Consider the following 20,299-nt stretch of genomic DNA (forward strand, 5'->3'; position numbering starts at 1 on the left):
GTGCCCGGCGGTGTGAACGCCGGGCCGGGTATCCTTATTCCTGCGGCTTTTTCGCCTCACGCCGTTTGAACCACCAGCGTGCGGCGACCACCAGCACAATCGCCAGCGCCAGCCAGATGAGATGCTTCAGGTGTTTATCAAGATGGTGAAGCCACGGGCCTATTGCCTCGCCACCCAGATAACCAAGGGTCGTAAACAGCAGCGCCCACACCACTGCGCCAAAGATATTCAGCGGCAGAAAAATTTTCGGAGGCAGGCCGCTGGCGCCAATCAGCAGCGGGCCGATGACGCGAAAGCCGTACATAAAGCGGGTACCGATCACGAACAGATAGGGGTGGTTCTTAATCAGCCTCTGCGCCTTACGAATTCGTGCCCGGTGGCGCGAGAAGCGCCTCAGCAGTCGCCCGCCGAACTTTCTGCCCAACAGATACAGCACCTGATCGCCAATCATGCCGCCCAGCGCCACGGAGATCACCACCAGCGGAAATTTCAGCAGCCCCTGATGGGCAGCCACACCGCCTAGCAGCGTAATCGTTTCGCCTTCCGCCATGCTGCCGATAATTAACGCGGCGTAGCCATAATGGGAAATCAGGTTATTGATATCCATACAAACACTCACTCCTTACAACATCATACTATTCATCATACACCCTCACGGCGAGATTGCAGGGCCCGCTATTTTTTGCGTTGTACATAAAATAATCATTGCTGTGAATTATACTTACAGCAACGTGGTACGAAGCCGTGCAGAGGAGGCGTTATGAACCATGTATGGGGACTGTTCTCCCACCCTGATAAAGAAATGCATGTTATCCGTAGCGAGAACGAAACCGTTTCTCACCACTACGTGCATCATGTGCTGGTCATGGCGGCCATTCCAGTGGTCTGCGCGTTTATTGGCACCACTCAGCTGGGCTGGAATTTTGGCGACGGTAACGTGGTCCGGCTGTCGCTGATGACCGGCCTGGGCATGGCGGTACTGTTTTATGCGCTGATGCTGGTTGGCGTCGCGGTGATGGGGCGCGTTATCTGGTGGATGGCGCGCAACTATCCGCAACGTCCGTCGCTCAAGCGCTGTATGGTGTTTGCTGGCTACGTTGCGACGCCCATCTTCCTGAGCGGCATCGTGGCGCTCTACCCGCTGGTGTGGCTGTGTGCGCTGGTCGGTACGGTGGCGCTGTTCTACACCGGATATCTGCTGTACGTCGGCATTCCCACCTTCCTGAATATCGATAGAGAAGAGGGGCTCAGTTTTGCCAGTTCAACCCTCGCCATCGGCGTGCTGGTGCTGGAGGTGCTGCTGGCGCTGACCGTGGTGCTGTGGGGCTACGGCTACCGGCTGTTCTGAGTGCCTATATGCATTGCTGATGTGAATTTAATTACGTCAGCAATGCAGCATTTGTTCACCATTATTTTCTGGTAGATGCCGCGTTCTACGCGCTATGATGGGCTGTTCCGCTTCGCAATCGTTTAGGGCAAAGCGGCTGTCTATGATAATGTGCATAAATAACCACCAGAATACTCACCATGCAGAAATTTCGCGTTTCCCTGCTCAGCCTTGCTTTCGTGCTGGCTGTGCCTTTTGCGCCTCAGGCGAGTGCTAAAACCGCCGTCTCCGCCGTGGCTTCGCAGCCGGAAATTGCCTCCGGTAGCGCGATGATTGTCGATCTTGAAACGAATAAAGTCATTTATGCCAACCAGCCCGATCTGGTGCGACCGATGGCGTCAATCACCAAGCTGATGACGGCGATGGTGGTGCTGGACGCACACCTGCCGCTGGATGAAATGCTGACTGTCGATATCAGCCACACGCCGGAGATGAAAGGGATCTACTCCCGCGTGCGCCTCAACAGCCAGATTAGCCGTAAAAATATGCTGCTGCTGGCGCTGATGTCCTCTGAGAACCGCGCCGCCGCGAGCCTCGCGCACCATTATCCGGGCGGCTATGATGCGTTTATCCGCGCCATGAATGCCAAAGCGAAGGCGCTGGGTATGACCCGCACCCGCTACGTTGAGCCGACGGGGTTGTCGATTCATAACGTCTCCACCGCGCGCGATCTGACGAAGCTGCTGATTGCCACCAAACAGTATCCGCTGATTGGTCAACTGAGCACGACGAAAGAAGACACCGCCACCTTTGCTCGTCCTGCCTATACGCTGCCGTTCCGCAACACCAACCATCTGGTGTATCGCGATAACTGGAGCATCCAGCTGACGAAAACCGGCTTTACTAATGCGGCAGGCCACTGCCTGGTGATGCGCACCGTCATGAACAAGCGCCCGGTGGCGATGGTGGTGATGGATGCGTTCGGCAAATATACCCACTTTGCCGACGCCAGCCGTCTGCGTACCTGGGTTGAAACCGGGAAGGTGATGCCGGTACCGGCCGCGGCCCTGAGCTATAAAAAGCAGAAAGAGGCCCAGGTGGAAGGCGACATCGCGAAAGCCCAGCGTAGCGGGCAGACCACCCAGGACGATTAAGTTCTCTTTATTCCGGCAACGTCCAGTCACCATCGTTGAGTGGGCGTTGCATAATAACCGTATCCCGCCAGTCCCCCATCTTGTAGCCGACGCTTCGCAGCTGACCGACCACTTCAAAACCGTGTTTTTTATGCAGGCGCAGCGAGCCGGTATTGTTATTGCCGTCGCCGATCACCGCCAGCATTTGCCGCCACGGGCCCTGTTCGCATACTGCAATCAGCGCCGCGAGCAGGCGGCTACCGATACCGTGGGCGGTCATGCTGGTATCAATGTAGATAGACTCTTCCAGCGTGTAGCGATAGGCCGGGCGAGGGCGGTAGGGGCTGGCATAGCAGTAGCCGACAATTTCACCGCGATAGAGCGCCACCAGCCAGGGAAGCCCCTGCTCCTGGATATGCAGCATCCGCTGCTGCATTTCATCGATGGACGGCGGGACTTCTTCAAATGAGGCGCGCCCATTGAGGACGTGCCAGGCATACAGCGCGGCAATAGCCTGAACATCGTCGGCCTGCGCGTTGCGGATTTCAATATCGGCGTTGCAGGTGACATCAAGCGTAGACATCATTGAATTCCTTATGGTTAACCGTGTTGCCCGGACCGCAGGCCGGATAAGCGCAGCGCCATCCGGCACTCAGCGGCATATTGCCGGATGGCGCTGCGCTTATCCGGCCTACAGGTTTCGAGCTACCTCACATCATGCGTCGGTTTTTTCGCCCCAGTTTTTCAACTTGCTGGTTTTACCGATCCCCGGGTTCATACTATTGGTCGGATCGTTTTCGCGATAGTGGCGTTTGAGATTGTCATCGGCTTCGTACAGATGGCCAACGTTATGCTCCGCCGGATACTGTGCGCCGCGCTCGCGCAGCAGTGCCAGCATTTGTTCTTTTAGCGCGTGGGCATCGACGCCTTTTTTGACAATATAATCCTGATGGAAAACGTGGCACATAAAGTGGCCGTAGTAGAGCTTATGCACCAGTTGGCTATCGATCTCCGGCGGTAAATGCTCAAACCACTCGGTGTCGTTACGACGCAGCGCGATATCCAGCGCCAGGATATCCTCAACGTCGTCGGCGTGCACCGCCTGGTAGCGAATAGCCGCGCCTGCCGCGGCGAAGCGGTGCAGGAACGCTTTACTGCCTTCTTCCGGCGTACAAACGAAGAAATCACCTTCGGCCTGTTTAAAGTATTCCACCAGCCATGCCTTGGCTTCATCAATGCCGTCGCCCGACATTTTCAGCAGCAGATGATGTTCGTACTTATCGCGCCAGGTTTTCATGCGCTCCGGCAGGTGCGCCGGGAACGCGTGGCCCAGCTTCTGCATAAAGCGGTCGGTAAAGTGCGGTTTGAACAGCGACACTTTTTCCAGCATGGCATCGGTACGGCCTTTCAGGGTGAAGAAGAACGGCATTTTGTCGGTGCCGAGCTTATCAATCATCAGGAAGGTGTCTTTGCCGTACTGCTCAGCAATATCGTAGATATCGCGGTGCATATACTCGCCCGCCACCGGCAGGTTGTTAAACTCGGCGAGAATATGACGGCGGATTTCGGTCAGCACATCCGGCTGGTTGGTGCCAATGTAGAATACCTGCTGGCGTTTTTCTGCCGGGAAGGTATCAAGACGCGCGGCGAAAACCGCCAGCTTGCCCGCACACCCGGAAGACTCAAACAGACGGTCCGGATCGGCATTATAGCGTGCCGGTGTATCGGCGTTGACGTCGCGTACGCGGTTGACGTAGTCGTGATCGTGAGCGTGGCGTCCGTCGTGCTGTACATCGCTGTCCTTCACGCGATCGTCATCAAGCTTGCTGAGGATCTGCTCTGGCGTTGTGCCCAGATCGATACCCAGATGGTTAACCAGCGTCAGCTTGCCGTTTTCGTCAATGCGGGCAAACAGCGACATCTCGGTATAGGCCGGGCCGCGTTGGACCAGAGAACCGCCAGAGTTGTTGCAGATCCCGCCGATGACCGACGCCCCGATGCAGGAAGAACCAATGACCGAGTGTGGCTCGCGGCCCAACGGTTTGAGCGCTTTTTCCAGCGAATAGAGCGTGGTGCCCGGCCATGCCAGCACCTGCTCGCCTTTGTCCAGCAGGTGCAGCTTATCGAGACGCAGGGTGCTGATAATCACGATATCGCGATCGTAGTCGTTGCCGCTAGGCGTTGAACCTTCGGTCAGACCGGTGTTAGCAGCCTGCATCAGAATAATTTTATCCGCATTGACGCAGGCGTTCAGCACCCGCCACAGTTCCAGCAGCGAACCGGGGAAGACCACGGCCAGCGCTTCGCCGTTGCCGGAGCGGAAGCCCTTGCGATAGCGGGCGGTTTTCGCCGGGTCGGTCAGCAGGTGAGCGTGACCAACCAGACGGGAGAGTTCGTTAATCAGGGCATTATTATCGGTTGTGGTTTGAGCAGCCATTTTCCACTCCTTGTGGTGGGGCAAATTTGTCGTCTCTAAGAATAGCGCTTTGTATGATCATTGGGGGAGTGAATGTTTCTAAAAATCAGAGAATAACCTTGGCTTTCTTTACCCCGCTCCTTTAACTTTATGGCAAACTGCGGTTTTTCATCGACTCTCAGCCGCTCTACCCGGCATGGATAAAAGAGACTACAAAAATATGAAATGGTTATTTTCTGTTGGCGTCGCCGTGAGCCTGGCGCTACAACCCGCTCTGGCGGAGGATCTGTTCGGCAACCATCCGTTGACGCCGCAGGCGCGGGACGCGTTTGTGACCGAGCTGCTGAAAAAAATGACGGTCGATGAAAAAATCGGTCAGCTGCGCCTGATTAGCGTCGGGCCGGATAACCCGAAAGAGGCTATCCGCGACATGATTAAAGACGGCCAGGTAGGGGCGATTTTCAATACCGTCACCCGTCAGGATATCCGTGCGATGCAGGATCAGGTGATGTCGCTCAGCCGCCTGAAGATTCCGCTGTTCTTTGCCTACGATGTGGTGCACGGCCAGCGCACCGTCTTCCCGATTAGCCTCGGCCTGGCCTCAACGTTTAACCTTGATGCGGTGAAAACCGTCGGTCGCGTGTCGGCCTATGAAGCCGCCGACGATGGCCTGAACATGACCTGGGCGCCGATGGTTGATGTCTCGCGCGATCCGCGCTGGGGCCGCGCCTCAGAAGGATTCGGTGAAGATACCTATTTAACCTCCATCATGGGTGAAACCATGGTGGAAGCGATGCAGGGGAAAAGTCCCGCAGATCGCTATTCGGTGATGACCAGCGTTAAACACTTCGCCGCCTATGGCGCGGTGGAAGGCGGTAAGGAGTACAACACCGTCGATATGAGCCCGCAGCGTCTGTTCAACGACTATATGCCGCCGTATAAAGCGGGGCTGGATGCGGGCAGCGGCGCGGTGATGATCGGCTTAAACTCGCTGAACGGCACCCCGGCCACCTCCGATGCCTGGCTGCTGAAAGACGTGCTGCGCGACCAGTGGGGCTTTAAAGGCATCACGGTCTCCGATCACGGGGCGATTAAAGAGCTGATTAAACATGGCGTTGCCGCCGACCCGGAAGATGCCGTACGCGTGGCGCTGAAGGCCGGCATTGATATGAGCATGAGCGACGAGTACTACAGCAAGTACCTGCCGGGGCTGGTGAAGGCGGGCAAAGTGACGATGGCCGAGCTCGACGACGCCGCGCGGCATGTGCTGAACGTGAAATATGATATGGGGCTGTTTAACGACCCCTACAGCCACTTAGGGCCAAAAGACTCAGACCCGCAGGATACCAACGCCGAAAGCCGTTTGCATCGCGCCGAGGCCCGTGAGGTGGCGCGCCAGAGCCTGGTGCTGCTGAAAAACCGTCTGGACACTCTGCCGCTGAAGAAAAACGCTACCGTCGCGGTGGTTGGCCCGTTGGCCGACAGCCAGCGTGACGTGATGGGGAGCTGGTCTGCCGCCGGCGTCGCCGGTCAGTCGGTGACCGTGCTGAGCGGCATTAAAAATGTGATGGGCGGCGAAGGCAAAGTGCTGTACGCCAAAGGCGCAAACGTCACCGCCGACAAAGGCATCATCGATTTCCTGAATCTGTATGAAGAAGCGGTGAAGGTCGACCCACGTTCGCCGCAGGCGATGATTGACGAAGCGGTCAACGCCGCCAAACAATCTGATGTGGTGGTTGCGGTGGTGGGGGAAGCGCAGGGCATGGCCCATGAAGCGTCCAGCCGCACTGAAATCTCGATTCCGAAAAGCCAGCAGGATCTGATAGCCGCGCTGAAAGCTACCGGCAAGCCGCTGGTGCTGGTGCTGATGAACGGTCGCCCGCTGACGCTGGTGAATGAGGACCGCCAGGCTGACGCCATTCTGGAAACCTGGTTCGCCGGTACCGAAGGCGGTAATGCCATTGCCGACGTGCTGTTTGGCGACTACAACCCCTCCGGTAAACTGCCGATGTCGTTCCCGCGCTCCGTGGGGCAGATTCCGCAGTACTACAGCCACCTCAACACCGGGCGTCCGTACAATGCCGACAAGCCGAACAAGTACACCTCGCGTTACTTTGACGAAGCCAACGGCCCGCTGTATCCGTTTGGTTACGGTCTGAGCTACACCACCTTCTCGGTTTCTGACGTGAAAATGTCCGCGCCGAGCATGAAGCCGGACGGCCGGGTCACCGCCAGCGTGCAGGTGACCAACACCGGCAAGCGCGAAGGGGCGACGGTGATTCAGCTGTATCTGCAGGATGTGACGGCGTCAATGAGCCGCCCGGTGAAACAGCTGAAGGGCTTTGAGAAGGTGACCCTCAAGCCGGGTGAGACCCAGACCGTGAGCTTCCCGATTGACGTAGAGGCGCTGAAGTTCTGGAACCAGCAGATGAAGTACGCCGCTGAGCCGGGCAAGTTCAATGTCTTTATTGGCGTGGATTCTGCGCGCGTTAAGCAGGGTGAGTTCGAGCTGTTGTAAGCGTGATCTTGATGTCGTGAACTTCTCCGCGGAGGCGGAGAAGTTCAGCGACCGCTCATCGGGGGGGCGACCGATGAGCGTCATCTGGCGTGCTTAGAAAGCGTATTTGATACCTAACATACCTTGTGTATCGCTGTAGCCTTTATCCCCGATCTGCTGGGCAACGTTGCCCCAGATATGCAAATTATTCCCCAGTTGCCCTTCGACCCCAGCCTTCAGTTCGCCAATGTTGCGCGTCCCGGCCTGGTAGTTATAGACGCCATTCATTGCGACGCCATACGACTGGCTGTTATAAATCCAGTTGGCTTCAACAAAGGGCTGAAACTCGCGGTTCTTGCCGTCGTCAATGGCGTTATGCCCTTTAATAAAGGCTTTTACGCCGAGACGCGTTTGCAGATTACCGTCGTTTTTACCTTTCACCCGCGTGCCGTTGGCTTCGGTGTGAGTATCGGCCTGCACGTCCATCCATGTTAACTGTGCTTTAGGCTGGATCCAGTAGGTCGAGCGGCCGTCGCTACGTTCGCCCATCAGGTAGCTGTAGCCGCCTTCGATGGACGCGGTGATCCCATCAGAGTCGTACTTCTCCGTGGCGAGCTGTTGCCCATAGACTTTGTTATTAAACCAGTTATAGAGGAACCAGGTATCCACGTAGGTTCCGGTTTTGTCGGCTTCATTCGCGTACCAGGTTCCATAAAGCCCGACGCTATAGCCGGTCACCTGCCCACGGGAGTGATAACGGGTGACGTTAGAGCGGGTATTGCTCTGACTGTTGCCGTAGCCTGCCATCAACCCCAGATGCCAGCGATCCAGCCCGTTGGTGCTCCACTGCGCAATATCCCCGCCAAGCTGCAGGACATAGCGGTTACTTTGGGTACTCGACTGGCCGCTGGAATCTTTAAAGCGGGTGTGACCGCCAATGTTTCGCAGCCACATGCTGGTGACTTTCTCTTCACCGGTCAACCGGTCGATGTACTGGGTATCGCCCAAACGATCGTGCAGGCGGGTGTTAAACATCGAGTTAGCGGCTGCGAGGTTGGCAATATAGGCTCCGCTTTCCGGACGCATGGTAGGCTGTTCCGGGTTGACGATGGGAACTTCCGCAGCGGGGTCGGGGGTCGGCTCTGGCTCAACGATCGGGGCCGCGGCATTAAGCAGATACCAGTTAGCGGACTGCGTTCTCTCTCCACGCTGCAGGGCGTAGTCATAACTCCCGGCAACAATACGCCCGGACTGCACAAACTCGCCGTCAGAGAGACCATCGACGTGAATCACTTCAATCCCTGTAATGGTTTTATCACCGCTACCGCCGGCGTTATTGATGGCCACCCGAGTCGTCCCGGAGGTATCTCCCTGTACGATCAGCTTATCGGTTAAGGAATTATCATCCCCCAGCACCGTGTTGAGCACCAGCAGCCCGCCGTTACCTACATAGTTACCGTACACGGTGAGCGTTTTCGGCGTTAACGGATCGCCGCTGCCCGGCGCCTGGAATAGCAGCGTGGCGCTATCCAGCGTCAGGTTGGTTAACGTTGAATCCTTCGTCATTGTCCACAGACTGTCGCTACCCATGATGTTGAGATTGACCGTTGATGCCGCATCGACGCTGGAAGAGCCTAAAAAACGGGAGGTATCAGACATATTCAGCGCAACCGTGCCGCCGCTGGTGGCGTCAATATTGCCTTCAATATCAAAAACCCCTTCGGTGTCAGACAGGGCGGTTCTGTCGATATTGAGCCTATCCAATCTGTTGTAATCATCAGCGATGACCGGCACCGCAAGGGATTGGCTGGAAATAATGGAACCCACCCCTTTGGCCTGGATAACATTGGCGCTGTTGGCGGCTCTCAGTTTTGCACCGCCCTCCAGGTAGACGCTACCTGGGCGTACGTTATCGGTATAAGTACCCTGCTGTTCGGTGGAAGCATAAATGGCGTAAGCGTTGGCACCGGTAGTCGAAATATCGACACCATCGCCTAACTGGATCAGCCCACCTTTGTTGGCATAGACGGCATGGCCCGCGCTAGTCGCCGTGGATATTTCAGAGTTCTTGCCGATGAAGACGTAGGAGTTTCCTAAGGTGTTATTATTTTTTCCCTTAAGAATATCCATAATACCGATGCCGTTAGTATCCGTATTTCGGTTACCGGCATAGACGGCATAACCTTTGCTGTCGCTAGTGTTAGATGCGCTGCCGGTGCCCGTCACCTTAATGACATTACTGCCCGCCAGGATAATAATGCTGTTTGCCCCGGCGTTCTGGAAGTTATTGGCTCTGACGGCGACGCCATCTTTCACCGAAATGTTGGCCGACTCTGTCACATAAACCAGAGAGTCATAATTATTGTTAAAATCAGACGCGACGTTTATCCCGTCGGCGGATGAACCCGTGGTGGTAATGGTGAGGTTTTTGGCCCTGAAGTATATGGCTTCACTGTTGCCCCTGATCGCATCGGCGGCTGACCCAGTGGTGCTAATCGTAACGTTGTTTAGCAAGTAGGTATTTGCGCCATTAGTCTGCAGATAAGCGCCAAATCCCGCTAGCGGCTGGACGGTTCCAGACCCAGAGACGGTAATATTTACGGTATCATAGCTGCTCAACGGTGTTCCACCGTAAAAGTAAAGGACGTTATCGTAATCCAGTACTGAGTCAGAATAAGCAACAGGAATGTGGCTTCCTACTGAGATGAGAGCAACAGCAATGCTCAGCGCGGTCCTTTTAAAAAAAGTTTTTTTATCGATGTATCTCTTTGTGTTGTTCATCTGCGCACCTCTTCCTTAAAGACGCTGACTGTTGGTTGATAGATAATTAATTGCTGATGAATTAATGAGAACCAAAGCCAGCCCCACAGCTATTTAATGGATAAATATCTGCTGGTATTACAACAATGAGTAATGAGTTCCTTTGAAGCAATGTATACAACCAATGTCAGGGGGTGTCAACGCGTGACGACGGCGAGTAAATTGATGCATTTTTAAGTCTATTTATATTATTTGTATTTTTCTCAATAATATATTTTTATCAATTCTGGCGTGTTTTTGTTTTTATTAAAAATGCTTATAAAACAATATGATAAAAGTAAAAATGCGTTTTACTAAAAGCGTTGTTAGGATTTTTACGACAACCATTGAGAATAATGTTTTTCTGTGGGTTTTATTGCGTAATTCATTCGGAGGAGCGCTCTGCGACTGCGAGTGTCATATGGCTTTATGATTATTGAAAATACTTCTCATGTATCGGTAAGGGTATTCCTGCTATCCGGGGGCTCGTATTTTCAGCGTTGCTTTATGGCGTATAACCGGCAAGGCTTTTTGAAAATAATATACTGCGATTTCATTTGCGATAGCCTGGCCGGTGTTATTCATATTCTCGTTAGGTTCTTTTTGCTGGTGGGGTTATCGTTGGAACGATCGCTGTTTGCCCTGAGCATTCTGCGGGCGCGCCTCGGAGCGTGTGCGAACACACCGCATACCCCGGTCCCGAGAGAGGCTCAGGGGGAGGGGCAATCCCCCAACGCCCGTTTTCGCGCCATTTTGTGCTCCCTGTCACCATTTTCTTTCTGCTGTGGCGAAGTCTGCGCGAAACGGCCCGTTTATCGCTCCTGATGTCGCGTGTTCTGTGACGAACTTCACTTATCGCTAAACCCGGGCCACCACGTTTTGTGCGCGGGTTCAAAACCCGTCCGAAGCCGCCATATCCGCCGTGACACCATTCACTAATACGTAAAAAAGCCCGCTTCTGCTCCACGAGAGAAGCGTGGAATCTGCGTTAAATGCAGCTATCTCAACATTCGCAGGTAGCCACATGAAGATTTCACTGCATAACACCTCACTCGATCGCAGCGGTAAAACGCCGCTCACCGCCCAACTGCAGCAGCTGATTGATGAAATCGACCGTGCGGGCGGCGGCACGCTGGTGGTATCGCCGGGCGATTGGCTGACCGGCACGCTTGTTTTGCCGTCCAACTTTACTCTGCACCTTGAAGCCGGCGCGCGGCTGCTGGCGAGCCCGAACGACGCAGACTATCCGGCGGCGTTAACCCAGACGGTGGCCGAACTGTCGCGCATGGCGCTGATTTATGCGCGCGATCGCCACCATATAACCCTCAGCGGTGAAGGTTGCCTGGACGGCGGGGCTGACGCCTGGTTCGCTACCCGTGCCGATGCCCAGGGCTATCGCCAGCCGAAAACCCAGCGCCCGCGCATGCTGGTCCTGGAAGGCTGCCAGCAGGTGCGTATTCGCGATATCACCCTCAGCAATTCGCCGATGTGGACAGCGCACCTGGTGAGCTGCAATCAGGTATTCATTCAGAACCTGACGATTGATAACGATCTGGCGCTGTCGAACACCGACGCGCTGGATATCGACAGCTGCCAGCACGTGCATATCAGCGACAGCTATTTCAGCGCCGCCGACGACGGTATCTGCATTAAAACCACCCGCAAACCGGCGGCGCTACAGCAGCCGACTCGCCACGTGGTGGTCAGCAACTGCCTGATCCGCTCAAAAAGCTGCGCCATCAAAATTGGCACTGAAACCTTTGCCGATATCAGCCATATCGCTGTGCATAACTGCTCCATCTTTGAGTCCAATCGCGGCATTGGCCTCGTTTCCCGCGACGGCGGCCGTTTCAGCCAGATGATCTTCAGCAACATCCTTTTTGACTGTCGCCACGGCCACCCGTGCCACTGGGGAAAAGCCGATCCGGTGTTTATCTCTGTGCGCCATCGTGACCCGCAGGTTCCTCCGGGCAGCATCGAAGACATCACCTTCAGCCAGCTTTCCGGCGCGAGCGAAGGCGCAATCAACCTGCACAGCGAAACGGCAGGGGAGATTCGCCGCGTCACCTTTAACGGACTGGCCTTGCACCAGCTGTCCGGGCCGTCTGACGAACAGGGGTGCTACGACATTCGCCCGCCGTGCAACCCGGCAAGCCCAACCGGCATGGGGCTGGATAACGCCTATCGCGTCAATCCGCAAACCGGGCGCGCCTGGGGCGTTGAGCGCTATCCGGGAGGGCTACCGGCGGTGTACGCCCGCGGCGTAGACGAACTGACGCTGATCGATCTGCGCATTCGTCGACCTGTGCCGCTGCCCGCGGGCTGGAACACGCACGCCATCGTGCAGGACAACGCCGACGCCTGAGTCTATTTGATGACGGCGTGGCCCTGGCCCCGCCGTTTTGTACTGTTCAAGGGGATGGAAAATGATAAAAAAAGTGCGGGAGATAAAACTCCACAACTACATCTGCTATGGCCTTGCGGATGTTATCGGCTCGGGCGCGTTTACGCTGGTGAGCGCCTGGCTGCTGTTCTTCCTGACCACCTTCTGCGGCCTGACGCCGATTGAAGCTGGCTCGCTGTTTGCGGTGGCGCGTATTGTTGACGTCATCATGTGCCCATGCATGGGGTATATTTCCGATAACTTCCATAAAACGCGCCTCGGTCGCCGCTTTGGCCGTCGCCGCTTCTTTCTGCTGTTGAGTATTCCGCTGGTCGCGGTTTATAGCCTGCTGTGGGTGCAGGGATTCAACTACTGGATGTACCTGCTGGTCTATATTCTGTTCGAAATTGTCTACTCGATGATTTTAATCCCTTACGACACGCTGTCGGCGGAGATGACCAACGATTTCACCAAACGTTCGAAGCTGACCAGCGCGCGTATGTATATCGCCCAGTTCGCCGGCTTTACCGCTGCGTTCCTGCCGGGGCGTCTGCTGGCGTACTTCGGCTCTGACTCCGCTATCTCGTTCTTCTACGCCGGGGCGATTTTCACCGTTGCCTTTATGGTGGTGCTGTTCTTCGTGTACTTCGGCACCTGGGAGCGTTCTCTTGAGGAAATCGAGCAGAGCGAACGCAGCGTCGCCAGCGAAGAGAAGCAGCCGCTGGGTAAACGCCTGTTCGATATCTATTACGACTTTGTTTCTACGCTGAAGATTAAAACCTTCCGTTCGCATCTGGGGATGTACCTGGGCGGCTCGGTCGCGCAGGATATTTTCAACTCGGTCTTTACCTACTTCGTGGTCTTTGCTCTGGCAACCTCGTCGGTGGTGGCCAGTAACCTGCTGAGCGTCATCAACGGCCTGCAATTCTTTGGCGTGGGCGTCGCAACCTGGCTGACGCTGCGCTATTCGCCGTCCCGCGCGTTCGCCACCCAGGCGCTGATGGCGCTGGTGGCCTTTGTACTGTTCGCCGTGACCTACCTCTACGGCTCCACCAGTATGGCGCTGCTGTATCTGGCGGCGGGCGTAGCCGGTCTGGCGCGCGGCGGTATCTATTCCATTCCATGGAACAACTACACCTTCGTTGCCGACGTGGATGAAATTCTGACCTGTAACCGTCGTGAAGGTATCTTCGCGGGCTTTATGAGCCTGCTGCGTAAAGCGTCACAGGCGCTGTCCATTTTCCTGGTGGGCGTGGCGCTGCAAATGTCCGGCTTTATTACCGGCCACAGCAGTCAGCCGCAGTCGGCAATCAACATGATCCTCGGCATCATGATTATTCTGCCGGTCGCGCTGACGCTGTGGGGCATCTGGTCCGCCTTCCAGTTTAAGGTCAACAGCCGCACCCATGCGGTGTTGAACGAGGAAGTGGCGCGCCTGAAACAGGGCGGCAGCAAAGCGACCGTCACCGCAGAGACCAAAGCGGTCATCGAAAGCCTGACCGGGATGCCGTATGACCACTGCTGGGGTGATAACACCGTGGGCCACGTTAACCGCAGCCTGCTGCGGGAGAAACAGCAGCAATCCGCGCAGTTGAAAAACGCATAACCGCGCCCCGGCGGTGCGGCACCGCTGGGGAAAATAAGAGGGCTTGCCCGGCTTCGGCCGGGACGTTTTTTTGGGTAACGGACATGACCGATCAAAGTTTATATATTCAACAGGGAGTCTGGGCGCGCCTGGGTCTGCCGCGCGAGCTGGTATGGGGGTTCGTCGGCGTTTTCCTGTTTATCACCGGAGCCACTATCGAACAGAGCTGGCTGGCATCGTTGCTACAGCAGCGCGGTCTTGATGCGGTGCACATCAGCCTGCTGTCTTCCGTTTTTGGCCTGTGCGTGGCGGCCGTCTCCTGGTTTTCCGGCATTGGCGCAGGCGTGCTGGGCGTACGCCGTCTGATGTGGCTGGCAACGCTGCTTTATTTCGTGGGCTCGCTGCCGTTTATTTTCGTCGCACTGCCCGACGGCAACTACCCGCTGATGATGGTGAGCTACGCGGTGCGCGGAATGGCCTATCCGCTGTTTGCTTATTCGTTTCTGGTGTGGATTAACCAGCGCTGCGAAAGCCGTATTCTCGGGCGCGCCGTTTCCTGGTTCTGGATAGCCTTTGGCGTTGGTATGACCATCGTCGGGCCGTGGTTTTCCGGCTTTATGATCCCCCGATTAGGCGAGACCACCACGCTGCTGTCAGGCTTTGTTTTCGTGCTGGCAGGCTGCGGCTGCGCGCTGATCCTCAACCGTGACAAGCCCCAGTGGCAGCAAGGACAGGCGGTGGGACAGGCGCTGGTGGAAGGTATCGTGGTGCTGGCGCGCGAACCGAAAATGCGCCTCGCAGTGGTCGTAAAAACCATCAACGATATTGGCAAATTTTCGCTGGTGATCCTGATGCCGGTATATCTGCCACGCTTTGGCTTTAGCATTGAAGAGTGGCTGACCATCTGGGGCCTGGTCAACGTGGTAAACATCTTCGCTAACTACTTCTTCGGCTGGCTGGGCGATACCATCGGCTGGCGTAACACGGTGGTGTGGTTTGCCGGTACGCTATGCGGGCTGGCGGCGCTGGCGGTGTGCTACGCGCCGGTGCTGTTTGGCCACAGCAGCGCGGCGTTGATCGTCGCGCTGGCGATTTACGCTATCGGTCTGGGCGCATTTGGCCCCCTCAGCGCACTGATTCCATCACTGTTGCCGGAAAATAAGGGCGCGGCTATTTCCTGCCTGAATCTTGGATCCGGCCTCAGCAATTTTGTCGGCCCGCTTATTGTTACGTTGTGCGTTAACCCGCTCGGTGTGGAAGGAACGCTATGGGTGATTGCGCTGCTGTATTTTGCCGCCAGCTTACTCACCCTGCCGTTAAAAATGCCGGAACAGGGCTGAATGTTCTATTTTCGTCTACGCTTTTTGCTTAAGCGCCTGTTAATTGAGCGCAAATAAGAGGAACGCGTATGACGATTGCAAGGGGATGGACGCTGGCGCTGCTGGCGGCGGTAAGTCTGCCGTCACTGGCCGCCGAGCCGGTGAAGGTCGGGTCAAAAATTGATACCGAAGGCGCGCTGCTGGGCAACTTAATTTTGCAGGTCCTGGAAAGCCACGGCGTCAAAACCGTGAATAAAATTCAGCTCGGCACCACGCCGGCCGTGCGGGGAGCGGTAACCTCCGGCGAGCTGGATATCTACCCGGAATACACCGGCAACGGCGCTTTCTTCTTCAAAGATGAAAACGACCCGGCATGGAAAAATGCCCAGGCCGGGTACGAGAAGGTGAAAATGCTCGACGCCGAGAAAAACCATCTTATCTGGCTGACGCCGGCCCCCGCGAATAACACCTGGACCCTGGCCGTTCGCCAGGACGTGGCGGACAAAAATAAGCTCACCTCACTGGCCGACCTGAGCCGCTACCTGAAGGCGGGAGGCAGCTTCAAGCTGGCAGCCTCGGCGGAGTTTATCGAGCGTCCGGACGCGCTGCCCGCGTTTGAAAAAGCCTATGATTTTAAGCTGAATCAGAATCAGCTGCTGTCGCTGGCGGGCGGCGATACGGCGGTAACCCTCAAAGCGGCTGCTCAGCAAACCTCCGGCGTTAACGCGGCGATGGCCTACGGTACCGACGGCCCGGTGGCGGCGCTGGGGCTACAAACGCTCAGCGATCCGAAAGGCGTGCAGCCGATCTACGCGCCTACGCCGGTGGTACGTGAGGCGGTACTCAAAGCCAACCCGGATATGGCGAAATGGCTTCAGCCGGTGTTTGCCAGCCTGGATGAGAAAACCCTGCAAACGCTGAATGCGAAAATTGCGGTAGAAGGGCTGGATGCCAAAAGCGTTGCGGCAGGCTATCTGAAGGAAAAAGGCTGGGTGAAGTAACCGGTTATTCTCATGTCTCGTTGTTCTCATCGCGTGGTGGCGCTGCTGACGCTGATGCTGCTGGCCGCCGCCGCGCTGCCGTTTGCCAATTTTGCCCCGAACCGGCTGGTGTCGGGCAACGGCCTGTGGCTGTGGCAAATCTGGTCATTCTCGCCGCTGTTCCTGCTGGCGGTACCGCTGGCTTTCTGGGTCCTCTGCTGGCTTCCCGGACGTCTTTCCAGCCTGTTGATTCTGTTGCTGGGGCAGGCCTGCTTTACGCTGCTGCTGTGGACGGCGGGGGCAGCGGCCGAGCGTCTGGCGCAAAATGGCGGCGCGCTGGCGCGGACTTCGCCGGGCAGCGGGCTGTGGTTAGGGCTATTGCTGATATTGCTCATCTGCAGCGAAGCTATTCGTCGCCTGACGCCCCGCGTGCCGTGGCGCTGGCTGCTGAATGTACAGCTGTGGCTGCTGCCGTGCTGGCTGTTGTGGAGCGGGGCGCTGGACGGGCTGTCGCTGCTGAAAGAATACGCCAACCGCCGGGAAACCTTTAACGATGCGCTATACCAGCACCTCACGCTGTTGTGGGGCACGCTGTTGCCCGCGCTGCTGATTGGCGTGCCGTTGGGCCTGATGTGCTGGCGGAACCCGCGTCGGCAGTCTGGCGTCTTCACGCTACTCAATATCATTCAAACCATTCCCTCCGTGGCGCTGTTTGGCGTGCTGATCGCGCCGCTGGCCGGATTGGTGCAGCGTTTCCCGTGGCTGGCGACGCTGGGTATCGCGGGCACCGGGCTCACGCCTGCGCTGATTGCGTTGGTGCTGTATGCGCTGCTGCCGCTGGTGCGTGGCGTGGTGGCTGGGATGCAGCAGGTCTCGCCGCAGGTGCTGGAAAGCGCCGCCGCGATGGGGATGAGCCGCGGGCAAACCTTCCTGCGTGTGCAGTTGCCGCTGGCGCTGCCGGTGCTATTGCGCAGCCTGCGGGTGGTCGTGGTACAAACGGTGGGGATGGCGGTAGTGGCGGCGCTGATCGGTGCGGGCGGTTTCGGTGCGCTGGTGTTCCAGGGGCTGCTCAGTAGCGCGCTGGATCTGGTGCTGCTGGGCGTCATCCCGGTCGTCGCTCTGGCCGTGGTCATCGACGCGCTGCTGAACCTGGCGGCGACTCTACTACAAGGAGAAGCCGGTGATTGAATTTTCGCAGGTAAATAAAACGTTCGGCGAGCATCCGGCCGTGAAGGATCTGACCCTGCGGCTGGAGGAAGGCGCGTTCTCTGTGCTGATTGGTACCTCGGGTTCGGGGAAATCGACGCTGCTGAAGATGATTAACCGGCTGGTCGAACCGGACAGCGGGACGATCCGTTTCGCCGGTCAGGACATCCGTCAGCAGCCGCTGCTGGCGCTGCGCCGCCGCATGGGATACGCCATTCAGTCGATTGGCCTGTTCCCGCACTGGACGGTGGCGCAGAACATCGCTACCGTTCCGCAGCTGTTGAAATGGCCGCAGGCAAGGATAAACGCGCGTATCGACGAACTGATGGCGCTGCTCGGGCTCGACGTCGCGCTGCGAGCCCGCTATCCGCATCAGCTGTCCGGCGGCCAACAACAGCGCGTCGGCGTCGCGCGGGCGCTGGCCGGCGATCCGGACGTGCTGCTGATGGATGAACCATTCGGCGCGCTCGATCCGGTCACCCGCAGCGCCCTACAGCAAGAGATGCGCCGTATTCACCAACTGTTTGGGCGCACCATTGTGCTGGTCACGCACGATATTGATGAAGCGCTGCGCCTGGCGGATAACCTGATCCTGCTGGATGGCGGCGAGGTGGTGCAGCAGGGGACGCCGCTGCAGATGCTCGGCGCGCCGGGCAATGCGTTTGTACGCACCTTTTTTGGCCGCAGCGAACTGGGCGTCCGCCTGCTGTCATTACGCCAGGTGGCAGACTATGTGCGCCACGGTGAACGCGCGCAGGGAGAGGCGATTGCCGATTCGCTCTCGCTGCGCGATGCGCTGTCGGGCTTTATGGTCCAGCGGCGTACGGTGTTGCCGGTCAGTAATGCGGCGGGGGAGTCTTACGGCGCGCTGCATTTTGCCGATCTTTTGCGCGAGGAGTCGGCCGATGCGCGCGTTTCGTGATCCCCTGCTGTGGCTGATGGTGCTGTTTATCGGTTTGTTGCTCGGTCTGCCGTACAGCGAGCCGCTGCTGCATTCGCTGTTTCCCGAGCAGCCGCGTCCGCTCTATCAGCAGGCCAGTTTTATGGCGCTGACGCTGGCGCATGGCGAACTGGTTCTGCTCTCCAGTCTGATGGCGATTGGGGTAGGCGTCAGCGCCGGCATACTGGTGACCCGACCGGCCGGTCGTGAGTTTCGCCCGCTGGTGGAAACGCTGGCGGCGATGGGGCAAACCTTTCCCCCCGTGGCCGTGCTGGCGCTGGCGGTACCGGTGATGGGATTTGGCGAGAAACCGGCAATCGTGGCGCTAACGCTCTACGGTATTTTACCGGTTCTGCAAGGCACGCTGGCCGGGCTGGCGGCCGTGCCAGCTGGCGCACTGCGCGTCGCAGAAGGCATCGGGATGACGGGCGGTCAGCGTCTGCGTCAGGTAGAACTGCCGTTGGCGGCACCGGTGATCGTCGCGGGAATACGAACTTCGGTTATCGTCAATATCGGTACCGCAACCATTGCATCAACGGTAGGGGCCAATACGTTAGGCACACCGATAATCATCGGCCTGAGTGGGTTTAACACGGCCTATGTGATTCAGGGGGCAATGCTGGTGGCGCTGGCGGCGATTATCGTCGACCGCGTCTTTGAGCGGATAAGTCTGCGTCTCAGCCGACACCGCCGCGCACAATAAACGAATAGCCGGCGAGCATCACGCCACCGATACCGCTGATAGCCATCAGGGCAAAAAGAACGATCGCGGCAAATTTAGCTGACTTCATTGTGTACTCCTTTTGTTAACCAAAAGATTATACCGCGAAGCGCAGCTGTTAACGAACGATTAATTGGCAGGAAGTGCGAAGGCCACGCCGTCTTCCTGCCAGCGCGCCAACTGCTGCTGCTGATGGGCGCTGGGGGCTGCGCCGCACCAGATTAACAGCGTCTGTCCAGGGAACAGTTCAGGCTGGATCTGCGCCAGCGGGTGCGCCAGCACGTCAACGCGCCAGCCTTGTTCACAGGCAACCCAGCCTTCCAGCCACAGTCGGGTAACGTCGGTGATATTCCAGCCCACCACCAGCGCCTGCGGCCCGGATTTTCGCCGCGCGGAAGCAAGGCTCAGCGCAATATCATTGATCAGCACGCCGTCGAGCAGGCCAAGTAGGGTGGGGAGCGTTAATTGCGCGCTTTGCAGGCGCTGGCGCAGTGGGGTAAAGAGGTTATCGACCAGCGTGCGGGCGCCGTGGCTTCGACGCAGATCCTTAACCCACTGACGCAGGTGCTGGAGATTGCCATTACGCAGGTCGCGCAGCGCCGTCTCCTGCTGCTCTCGCCAGCCGTCGGCCGGTTCGCTGAGCAGACTTTTCACCTTGCTTACCTGAACGCCGGTTTCAATCCAGCGCTGGATCTCGCGAATGCGGTCGATATCGTCGTCGTTAAACAGGCGATGGCCGCCGTCCGTGCGCTGCGGCTTTAAGAGCGCGTAGCGTCGCTGCCAGGCGCGCAGCGTAACCGGGTTGATATCACAAAGCTGAGCCACTTCGCCTATTGTGTAAAGCGCCATCTTGTCCTCCGGCATGCGGTCCCCCATTTAACTTTAGACGGGGTTTGCCGTCGTGACCTGCAGCGGTCGTTTTTTATTCACTTTTCGGCGATGGAAAGTGGATAAAATGTGATCGGTCGCTTTTTTTGCACTTTTTTTGCCAGG

The 20,299-nt window shown here is 57.3% G+C and carries 16 protein-coding genes; 10 read left to right on the plus strand and 6 right to left on the minus strand.

The features are described from left to right. Positions 1–34: 34 nt before the first annotated feature. The gene (locus H7R56_RS08480) at positions 35–607 is read right to left on the minus strand and encodes a DedA family protein (protein WP_106924427.1); all 573 of its coding nucleotides are present in this window, start codon (positions 605–607) and stop codon (positions 35–37) included. 153 nt (positions 608–760) lie between these two features. On the opposite strand from H7R56_RS08480, the gene H7R56_RS08485 reads away from it, so the two are divergent. Together H7R56_RS08485 and pbpG are read left to right on the plus strand one after the other, a co-directional pair. Beyond that, the gene (locus H7R56_RS08485; protein ID WP_106924428.1) at positions 761–1,348 is read left to right on the plus strand and encodes a Yip1 family protein; all 588 of its coding nucleotides are present in this window, start codon (positions 761–763) and stop codon (positions 1,346–1,348) included. Positions 1,349–1,527: 179 nt separating this feature from the next. After that, complete coding sequence (gene pbpG, locus H7R56_RS08490; RefSeq protein ID WP_106924429.1) at positions 1,528–2,481, plus strand: D-alanyl-D-alanine endopeptidase; 954 nt, start codon at positions 1,528–1,530, stop codon at positions 2,479–2,481. Between the two features lie 7 nt (positions 2,482–2,488). On the opposite strand, the gene H7R56_RS08495 is transcribed toward pbpG, so the two are convergent. Together H7R56_RS08495 and dld are read right to left on the minus strand one after the other, a co-directional pair. Beyond that, positions 2,489–3,043, minus strand: a complete 555-nt coding sequence (locus H7R56_RS08495; RefSeq protein WP_106924430.1) for a GNAT family N-acetyltransferase — start codon at positions 3,041–3,043, stop codon at positions 2,489–2,491. A 132-nt stretch (positions 3,044–3,175) separates the two neighbouring features. Beyond that, entirely contained in the window at positions 3,176–4,897 is a 1,722-nt protein-coding gene (gene dld / locus H7R56_RS08500) for a D-lactate dehydrogenase (RefSeq protein WP_106924431.1), read from the minus strand. A gap of 199 nt (positions 4,898–5,096) precedes the next feature. Here dld and bglX point away from each other — a divergent pair, with 199 nt between their 5' ends. Beyond that, positions 5,097–7,394 carry a beta-glucosidase BglX gene (gene bglX, locus H7R56_RS08505; RefSeq protein ID WP_106924432.1) on the plus strand — a complete coding sequence of 766 codons (2,298 nt, stop codon included), beginning with the start codon at positions 5,097–5,099 and terminating at the stop codon, positions 7,392–7,394. A gap of 93 nt (positions 7,395–7,487) precedes the next feature. On the opposite strand, the gene H7R56_RS08510 is transcribed toward bglX, so the two are convergent. Continuing rightward, positions 7,488–10,154 carry an autotransporter outer membrane beta-barrel domain-containing protein gene (locus tag H7R56_RS08510; protein ID WP_182928576.1) on the minus strand — a complete coding sequence of 889 codons (2,667 nt, stop codon included), beginning with the start codon at positions 10,152–10,154 and terminating at the stop codon, positions 7,488–7,490. Between the two features lie 1,042 nt (positions 10,155–11,196). On the opposite strand from H7R56_RS08510, the gene H7R56_RS08515 reads away from it, so the two are divergent. The 7 genes from H7R56_RS08515 to H7R56_RS08545 all read left to right on the plus strand — a co-directional run bounded on the left by H7R56_RS08515 (position 11,197) and on the right by H7R56_RS08545 (position 19,288). Continuing rightward, positions 11,197–12,537 (plus strand): glycoside hydrolase family 28 protein, encoded by a 1,341-nt coding sequence (locus H7R56_RS08515; protein WP_106929422.1) that lies wholly within the window; start codon positions 11,197–11,199, stop codon positions 12,535–12,537. A 61-nt stretch (positions 12,538–12,598) separates the two neighbouring features. After that, complete coding sequence (locus H7R56_RS08520) at positions 12,599–14,161, plus strand: MFS transporter (protein WP_106929424.1); 1,563 nt, start codon at positions 12,599–12,601, stop codon at positions 14,159–14,161. Between the two features lie 83 nt (positions 14,162–14,244). After that, positions 14,245–15,480 carry an MFS transporter gene (locus H7R56_RS08525; protein ID WP_106929426.1) on the plus strand — a complete coding sequence of 412 codons (1,236 nt, stop codon included), beginning with the start codon at positions 14,245–14,247 and terminating at the stop codon, positions 15,478–15,480. A 68-nt stretch (positions 15,481–15,548) separates the two neighbouring features. Next, positions 15,549–16,460: a glycine betaine ABC transporter substrate-binding protein OsmF gene (locus H7R56_RS08530; RefSeq protein ID WP_182928577.1), complete on the plus strand. Its 912-nt coding sequence runs from the start codon at positions 15,549–15,551 to the stop codon at positions 16,458–16,460. A 12-nt stretch (positions 16,461–16,472) separates the two neighbouring features. Beyond that, positions 16,473–17,627 (plus strand): ABC transporter permease, encoded by a 1,155-nt coding sequence (locus H7R56_RS08535; RefSeq protein WP_106929430.1) that lies wholly within the window; start codon positions 16,473–16,475, stop codon positions 17,625–17,627. Then, entirely contained in the window at positions 17,620–18,567 is a 948-nt protein-coding gene (locus H7R56_RS08540) for an ABC transporter ATP-binding protein (protein ID WP_106929432.1), read from the plus strand. Before H7R56_RS08535 ends, H7R56_RS08540 begins: the two co-directional genes overlap by 8 nt. Further along, the gene (locus H7R56_RS08545; RefSeq protein ID WP_106929434.1) at positions 18,551–19,288 is read left to right on the plus strand and encodes an ABC transporter permease; all 738 of its coding nucleotides are present in this window, start codon (positions 18,551–18,553) and stop codon (positions 19,286–19,288) included. Before H7R56_RS08540 ends, H7R56_RS08545 begins: the two co-directional genes overlap by 17 nt. Here H7R56_RS08545 and H7R56_RS08550 read toward each other — a convergent pair. Both H7R56_RS08550 and H7R56_RS08555 read right to left on the minus strand, forming a co-directional pair. Then, positions 19,263–19,376: a protein YohO gene (locus tag H7R56_RS08550; protein WP_074398756.1), complete on the minus strand. Its 114-nt coding sequence runs from the start codon at positions 19,374–19,376 to the stop codon at positions 19,263–19,265. The genes H7R56_RS08545 and H7R56_RS08550 overlap by 26 nt on opposite strands. A gap of 59 nt (positions 19,377–19,435) precedes the next feature. Further along, complete coding sequence (locus H7R56_RS08555) at positions 19,436–20,155, minus strand: MerR family transcriptional regulator (RefSeq protein ID WP_106929436.1); 720 nt, start codon at positions 20,153–20,155, stop codon at positions 19,436–19,438. Positions 20,156–20,299 lie beyond the last annotated feature (144 nt).

This window comes from Klebsiella sp. WP3-W18-ESBL-02 (assembly GCF_014168815.1).
Taxonomy (GTDB): domain Bacteria; phylum Pseudomonadota; class Gammaproteobacteria; order Enterobacterales; family Enterobacteriaceae; genus Kluyvera; species Kluyvera ascorbata_B.

Excerpts from the sequence above, each read along its gene's own strand:
- H7R56_RS08480 (WP_106924427.1), bottom strand. The coding sequence starts at position 607 with ATGGATATCAATAACCTGATTTCCCATTATGGCTACGCCGCGTTAATT.
- H7R56_RS08485 (WP_106924428.1), top strand. The coding sequence starts at position 761 with ATGAACCATGTATGGGGACTGTTCTCCCACCCTGATAAAGAAATGCAT.
- pbpG (WP_106924429.1), top strand. The coding sequence starts at position 1,528 with ATGCAGAAATTTCGCGTTTCCCTGCTCAGCCTTGCTTTCGTGCTGGCT.
- H7R56_RS08495 (WP_106924430.1), bottom strand. The coding sequence starts at position 3,043 with ATGTCTACGCTTGATGTCACCTGCAACGCCGATATTGAAATCCGCAAC.
- dld (WP_106924431.1), bottom strand. The coding sequence starts at position 4,897 with ATGGCTGCTCAAACCACAACCGATAATAATGCCCTGATTAACGAACTC.
- bglX (WP_106924432.1), top strand. The coding sequence starts at position 5,097 with ATGAAATGGTTATTTTCTGTTGGCGTCGCCGTGAGCCTGGCGCTACAA.
- H7R56_RS08510 (WP_182928576.1), bottom strand. The coding sequence starts at position 10,154 with ATGAACAACACAAAGAGATACATCGATAAAAAAACTTTTTTTAAAAGG.
- H7R56_RS08515 (WP_106929422.1), top strand. The coding sequence starts at position 11,197 with ATGAAGATTTCACTGCATAACACCTCACTCGATCGCAGCGGTAAAACG.
- H7R56_RS08520 (WP_106929424.1), top strand. The coding sequence starts at position 12,599 with ATGATAAAAAAAGTGCGGGAGATAAAACTCCACAACTACATCTGCTAT.
- H7R56_RS08525 (WP_106929426.1), top strand. The coding sequence starts at position 14,245 with ATGACCGATCAAAGTTTATATATTCAACAGGGAGTCTGGGCGCGCCTG.
- H7R56_RS08530 (WP_182928577.1), top strand. The coding sequence starts at position 15,549 with ATGACGATTGCAAGGGGATGGACGCTGGCGCTGCTGGCGGCGGTAAGT.
- H7R56_RS08535 (WP_106929430.1), top strand. The coding sequence starts at position 16,473 with ATGTCTCGTTGTTCTCATCGCGTGGTGGCGCTGCTGACGCTGATGCTG.
- H7R56_RS08545 (WP_106929434.1), top strand. The coding sequence starts at position 18,551 with ATGCGCGCGTTTCGTGATCCCCTGCTGTGGCTGATGGTGCTGTTTATC.
- H7R56_RS08550 (WP_074398756.1), bottom strand. The coding sequence starts at position 19,376 with ATGAAGTCAGCTAAATTTGCCGCGATCGTTCTTTTTGCCCTGATGGCT.
- H7R56_RS08555 (WP_106929436.1), bottom strand. The coding sequence starts at position 20,155 with ATGGCGCTTTACACAATAGGCGAAGTGGCTCAGCTTTGTGATATCAAC.